Raw genomic sequence first — 7,263 nt, 5'->3', positions numbered from 1 at the left:
GGTCAGATTGGCCAGGTAACGGAGCATGGCGTTCTTGCCGACGCCGGTGACGGCCATGAGATAAACCGGAGTGTTGGAGATGATGCCGGCCATCAAACCACGGAGGGCTTCGATGGTCGGGCCGATCATGGTGAGCTTCTCGGGACCGGGGATGAAGGCTCGCAGCTCCTCCAGCTTCTTGGCGTCGAAGGGCTTGCCCGAGCTGTCCCGGCCGGACCAAGTCGGCAGATGGGCTAGACCTCCGCCCAAGTTCGCCGATGCTTCCTGCCCGACTTCCGAGACTTCGGTCTGCAGTTCTTCATCGACCAGCTTCAGCAAGTCCCTTCCCTCGGCAGCCACTCGTTGATCCCAGCCGGGCTGGAGGCCATCGAGCAATTGAACGGCTTCGATGCTGACGGTGAGGTCGGCCGCGACTTCCTGGATCATTGGTAAAACCGCCGCTTCGACCTCCGGGCCCCTCATTTCCAATTTGCCCAGGGCCCAAGCCGCCTCCCAGCGGTTGAAGGGATCGGGATCCTTCAAACATTCCAGCAGGGCGGCTTGAATCGCGGGCCCACCGATCTGGAGCTCGACCAGCGTTTCGATCGCTTTGGATCGAACATGCTCAATGTCGCTGCCGAGGCTCTTCACTAGGCCTTGGGCGGCGTAGGGATGTTTGGGGTCGACCTGGGCCAAAAGGAGCATGGCCTCGAAGTCGCCGCTTTCAGCCATGGCTTGCAGGGCTTTTTGGACATATTCGGATTCCGCGCCGACCAGGTGGAGGGCTCGATCGGCGATGGCCTGGATTTGACCGTCCGATGAGTTGAAGAATTCGAGCAGAGAATCCAGATCGGAGGTCGTGGCTTCGCCCAATCGCGCCAGGATTTCGATGGCCCTGATTCGAAAACGGGGATTGGGATGGTTCCGATGATCCTGGGCAAATCTTCTCAGCTCTTCTTTCATTCCCCAATGAAAGAGGAGATCGGCAACTCGATCGTCGGAAATATGATGCGGGTCGCGAAGCCTTTGGACCAGCGTCGCTTCAAAGAGGGGTAAGGGAAGCGGCTCCAGTTTCTTCAGCTTTTCGACCAAGTTCAAATAACGGGCGTTGAGTGCTTCGTGAGGCAGCAAGCTGGCCAGGGTTGCATCGATTTCGGAGTCGTTTTGGCCGAGGTGTAGCAAGGCGACGGCGGCGTTCAAAAGGCAGTCGTGGTCCCGTTCGTCGAGCATTTCCCTCAATCCGGCGATGGCGGGATGGCTGGCGATGCCCAGTTTGTAGATGCATTCTGCGGCCTTGGCCCGAACCCGGGAGTGGTCATCCTTGGTCGCAAAAATCAAGGCTTGCTCCACCGCCTCGTCGGCAGCCTCCCTGGTCAAGAGCGAGATGGCCCGAAGGCGAATTTCGGCTGACTGATGCGCGGTCAAAGGAGCGAGGACGGCGGCTAAGGAACCGGGCTCCGAGCCATTCCTTTGCAGGAGGTCGACGGCCTCCAATTGAACTTCCGGCGAAGAATCTTGGAGCATTTTCACGATCTGTGCGGTGACACCGGCATCTTTGGTGTCGAGATCGCGCAAGGAATGGAGAATATTTTGGCGGACCTTGGCATCGGGATCCCTGAGGTAGGCCAGGAGTCGGGGCAAGCCGGATTGCAGCCGATGCTGGGCCAGCCATTTGCCTTCATCGATGCGGCCCATCCCGAGATGGTCCAGAAAGCGATCCGCCTCGGCCGGATCGGCGTTTCGCAGATAAGCGACCTGCCATAGGTTCCATTCGGTTCCCTGCATCTCGGCGATTTCGCGGTAGATCGAGGCCCAATCCGAAGTCGATTCCTTGGCCAGCCGGCGGCGGATCTCTTCACGGCGGAAGTCCGTGCCGGACCATTTGGGCAGTTGGTCGAGGAGCTTCCGCAGACCTTCATTCTGGTTTTCCTCGGACTCGGAAACCGAACGACGAAGCTCTTCCGACAGGACATCTTGGATTCTTCCCCGGGCCGGGACTTCGGAATCCCAACCGGGAAAGATTTTTTGCAAGGTCGCGAAAGCGTCTTTGCGCACGTCTTTGTCGGGGTTTTCCAAAAGCCCGCGGAGGGTCTCGAAGATTTCGGGGTTCCGTAGGCCAAATTCCACGACCAGCTCGTGGGCCGGCCGGCGACTTTGCTCATCGTCGTTGCCGAGAAGGTCGAGCAAAACACGGTCAACCTTCCCCCGTCCCAGCTTCTGTAAGGCGCGGAGCATCTTGGCTCGATCGCGAGTGCCGGAGAAGGGAATACTATTTTCGAGTGCTTCGAGCAGGATCAGGGGGGCCTTGCCGGCCAGCTCGATAGCTTCGGCCACTTTTCGCCGATAAAAGCTCTCCCTTTCCTTTCCCTGCAAGGTTCGGAGCAGGTTTTGTTCGATCTCTTGGTCTTGGAAGCCAAGGGCCGCTAAAGCGCGCAGAGACATGCTTTGACGGTCGAAGTCAAGAGACTGTTGGCGTAAAACGCTTTCGGTAGTTTCGTTCGCGCTCCCGAGCCGCCCCAAAGCTTCGATCGCCAGCTCGGCAAGTATGTCGGCCTCACCCTGGATCATGCTGATCAGGGCCTTTTCCACCGCCTCATCTTTGACTTCGGCCTCGGAGAGAATCAGGATGGCCGTGTACTGGCGGCCTTCTTGATTCAGCAATTCGAGAAGGCGTTTCTGGGTTTGGGGGCGGACTCGGCAGAGAGCGGCAAGATGTTCCTGAATGAACTCGCCGGCATTTACATTGGCCCATTTTCCCAGCAGCAAGTTGAATAGAACTTCTTCGACCTCGTCGTTATGGCTTCCACGCTTGACCAAGGCGGCCGCGGCATTGAGACTCAGGTAAAAATCGGAATCGCGCAGTGCCCCGAAGAGCAAGGCTTCCGCCGAGGGATGGGGAGCGCGGAGCAGCCCCAAGGCATTGACGGCACGAACCCGGAGCGACAGGTCCGGATCGTTATAAATGGCGACCGCCCGCTGGGCTCCGCCTTCCACCCGGTAATTGGCGATCCATTCCAACTCTTCCAGCGGGGACCAGCCGACTTGCCCCAGCACCGTCTCGACCGTCTTCGCGTCAGCCTGGGCGAAGTGCTCGGCAAGCCACACGTCGAGCGCCATGCCGTCGACCTTGGCCAAGCCCTCATAAATGTCGCGGATACTGGAAAAGTTTTCTTGGGCCAGTAAACCCCGGATTCGGCCTTGGATCGCCTCCTTCTCGAGATCCGGCGACGATGGGTTCCGCCACTTCGACAATTGATCGAGAAGCTTTTGCAAGCCTTCTTTCTGCTCATGCTCGGAATCGGACACCGAGCGAAACAGCACTTCAGACAGCACCTGCTGGACGGCTCCGAATGGAGGAATGGCGGAATCCCAACCGGGATATTGCCGGTCGAGTATTTGGCGAGCCAATCGCTGAACCCGAGTGTCTTGATGCTGGAGCCGCTGAAGCAGGAAACTCAGCTCCACTAAAGGCTCTGCCCGATTCAATAGGCGCTTCATGGTTGCCAATTGCGCGGAGATATTGGGATGAGAGATCCCGAAAGCGAAGATTTCGGCAAGGAAAGAGCGATTGACGCCAAGTTGAAAGGCGCCCTCGATCATTGCATCGGGATTTTCGACGATGCCTCGCCGAAGGACGCTCCCGATCTCGGGATCCTGGACTCCGAGACGGTCGAGCCCAACGGCGGCCCAAATCGCGAATTTAGGGTCCTGGATTTTCAGGCCGTCGCGCAAAATGCTTTCGGCGCTCTCGGGGGCCCTCCCCATTCGCGTCAAGGCGGCAGCCGCCACAATTCGAAGCTCCGGATCATCCGAGCTTAACCAGGCGCTCAGGTTCGCCTCCAGCTCCTCATTCCGGCATCCTAAATCCAGCAAACACTCCAGGCAGCGAAGGCCCACATCGCTTTGCTGCTTCGAGAGAAATAACGCAACCAAGGCCGATTCCACGGCCTGCCCCTTTAAGGATTTTCCGCGGATGATATCCAGTGCTGAATCCACCACTCTCGCGTTTTCGATGTGGAGAGCCCGCAGGACGACACGTTGAGAGTCTTCGGAAATCTCCTGGAGGGCGCCCAGGTTTTGGATCGCGAGGCTGGCTTGGATGACGTCGGCATGTTCGAAGCGCTCTCGTTCCCGGGCCTCCAGCTCGCCGATTCCCGGATGGGAGTATCCCAGCTTTTGCAGAGCCCCGGCGGCATGGGGTCGGACCGGCGAATAGCTGTCCTGGAGCGCCGCGACGAGAGCCGCCTCCACTTCGGGGGATTTTACTCCCAAATTTCCAAGTGCGGAGGCCGCATGGGATCTTAAAATGCCGGGACCCCGCGCCAGCGCCTCAAGCAGCCAGGGAACGCCGGATTTGATTTGGTGGGCGTCGATCCACACCGCCACCTCGTTGTCCGACCATTCCGAAACCGAGTCGAATTCCTCTCGATCCAGCTGAGTCAAGAATTCCTCGAACGCTTCGGGGCCGGCATCTCGTAGCGACCGACCCGCCCAGGCCTTCAAGTTCAAATCTTCTTGCGCCGCTAAGGCTGAATAAATGGCGACTACGCCGTGGATCCCCTCTTGCCGGAGCAGAGCCTGGATTTTGGCGCGAAGGACCGGATGGCTTGGAACCGATTCGGCACCCGCTTCATGCCTGAAGCTCTGCTCGATCCCCTCCACCATCGCCCCTTGGCTCAAGCGCACTTCCTCGATCATCCGAAAAACTTCTTCCCTTTGGGCGATCTCGGTGAACTGCATGCCCAGCACCAGGTGGAGGATCTCGAAGACCGACATGAGATTTTTCTGGAGGCTCAGGGCGCTTAGCATGTCTACCGAGCGCAGCATGTCGCGCAAGGTGATGGCCGAGCCTTGCTCAGCAAAGTAAGGCGAGACCTTGTCGTGGACTTCGACGATGACGCTGGCCAGGCGCTCGATATCGCTGCGCGAATCGACTTCGGCCTCCGCGGTTTGGCTCAAGGCTTCGGTTAGCGCTTGGGCCACTTGTTCTTGAGCTGTATTGGGTGGCTGCGCCGCCGGCTCTCCTTCCTCGACGAGGCGGGAAGATTCGCTCCGGAATGAACCGACCAGGCGGCGCAGAACGAAGAAAGTCCCAAGGGTCAGGACGGCCAAAACCACCATGCCCGGACCGGATCCGAAGAAGGATTGGGCCCAATCCGGCAAGAGCTCCCTCGCGACCTGCAGGAAATCCGGCAGAGCGGATTGCCGCGAGCTACCGGTCGAAGCCTCGGCTAGCGCCGGCTGAAGCATCAGCGCCGCTCCCGCCGCCATGGCGGCCACTGCGACCGGCTGAGTCGACTTGGTGAGCCGTGTCACTCCAGTTTCCGAAGTATCTCGTTTTTTTCCGCCGCCTCGACCTTGGTCCTGGTCGGAGCCTTTCCGCTTATTTTTCTTTTTCGATTCCTCGTTGCTCCGTGGCCTCTCCTCGCTCAGTGCTTCCATCGGCGCGCGCCGCTTGGAGTCTTCGACTGCGGGCACCGCCATGAAGCCCAAAACCATTCCCGAGGCCGGGCCGGCGGCTTGAGCCGCGGCCGGCGAAGGCGCCAAGGACAAAGTGGCGCCGCCTTGAGAGCCCCTCGATTTCGCCGCCGCTGGGGAGCGCTTGGCCGCGGAAATTCGGGAGACGCCTTTCCGGCCTCGCGGTGCGACGGCGGCTGTAGATCCGCGAGCCTCGGCTTCCATCGTCTGGGCCACCTGGGTTGGCGGAACTTTCAAGGCTTCGCCAGCCTTCACCCGGTGGCTTCGAGCTTGAGTTTGCGCATTGGCCACGCCGACCACGCCGGCGACGCCCGAAGCCATCGCCACGCTGCTGGCAAGACCCGGACTAACGCCGGGTCGGAGCGGAAAAGCTTCGCCGTTGACCGCTGCCTTCCAAGCTTGGGGGATTTGAGCATTGTCGTTGGCTACTTCCGCGGTGGACCAGGGGCCTTCGAGTCGCGGGAGATCTTTCGCTTCTTCCGGGGAGCCGGTTTCTGCTTCAGCTTCCACCCGCTCGGTGGTTTGGGACTTCGAGTCGGCTTCGGCGACAGCCGGCCGGACTTCGCTTTGTTCCACCTCCGACTCGGATGAAACTTCCCGACTCGCCGCGGTCTCCCGCACCGTTTGATTTTCGCCCTTCGAGCCGGTGGTAGGAGACGATTCCGGTGAATGGGCGACGAGCAATCCCTTGCTTCCTCGCTTGACCGTTTCGAAAAGGACTAGGGGCAAGCCCTCGGCTTTTTCTCCCAAGCGGCTCCGCTCGAATTCGAGGAAGGTTCGGGCGGCCGGCCGTTTGACCTTCCGAATCAAAGCGCCCTCGGCATCGACCAGGAAAAATTCGCGGCGCGAGGGATCCAACACCACTCGCTCCCCTCTTTCCCGGAACCCACGGAGCAGGCGGGCTTGGTTTTGCTTCTCCTCGGCCGTCACTCGCGTTTGAGCGATCGAGGCGATTCCACGGGTGCCGCGGCCGATGACCTGCTTGATGAGACCCATCTTGGCGCCGCCAAAGGCGCAGACCGAAACGATGTCGGTGAACTCTTCCAAGCTCAGCGCTTGATAGCGGCCATCCAAAACCTGCCGGACGTAAGCATCCAAGACTTCTTCGAGGACCTCCTTGCCGGTATCGGCGGTGAAGCGCAGCGCCCCGGCCGCCGGATTGGCGAAATACCGGGCCCACAGCCCTTGCAAGGCGTTTTTGCGGGTTGCCGCGGCATGGGGCGGCAAGGGAGCGACCACCGCCATCGAAAGGCCGGTGGCGAAGGCGTCCTTGAGCCAGCTCAAGACGGTGTCGGGCTGGACCTGGAGCTGGCCCGAGAGGTTGGACGCCATGTTCTCGGCGCTGGAGATATAGGCACCGAGGCCGGCGGCCCGCAGGGCTTCGCTGTGGCGAAAGGCCTCGAAGAGCGCCCGGCCCGGCCGTAACGTTTTTTGAGCTTGGAGAGCTCCCGAAACGACCTCGGCCGATTTCTCCAAGGCTTGGACCGGTTGACGGGCGGCGCGCAGGGCTTGGACCCACTTGCGCGCCGATTGCAGGGCCCGCATCGAGATCCGGGCCGCCCCGCCGGCGCCGGCCGAGACGAGCGACAGGGCGATGACTTCCAGCGTGGTGGCGCCGAGGCTGCTGATTTCGGCGCTCCAATCGGTGGCGGCGGCCGAGAAGCCTTTGTAGAGGAGGCCGCCGGCCTTGCTCATGGCGTAGATCTCTTGATTGACCCGACGGATGTCGCCGGCGCTCTCGGCCGCTTTCAGCTTTTCGATGATGCCGTCGATGGCCTGGTTGGCGGCCCGAATGTTGGGAATGTC

General features: G+C 60.6%; 1 protein-coding gene. It reads right to left on the bottom strand.

All coding sequences use genetic code 11. The features are described from left to right. Positions 1-7,263 (bottom strand): HEAT repeat domain-containing protein (locus tag VJR29_08215; GenBank protein ID HKY63387.1); only part of this gene is annotated, 7,263 nt, incomplete at both ends.

The sequence above is a fragment of the bacterium genome (genome assembly GCA_035281585.1).
GTDB lineage: Bacteria > UBA10199 > UBA10199 > DSSB01 > DSSB01 > DATEDP01.
The sequence above is the reverse complement of the archived record's forward strand: the minus strand, read 5'-3'. Positions and strand labels throughout refer to the sequence as shown.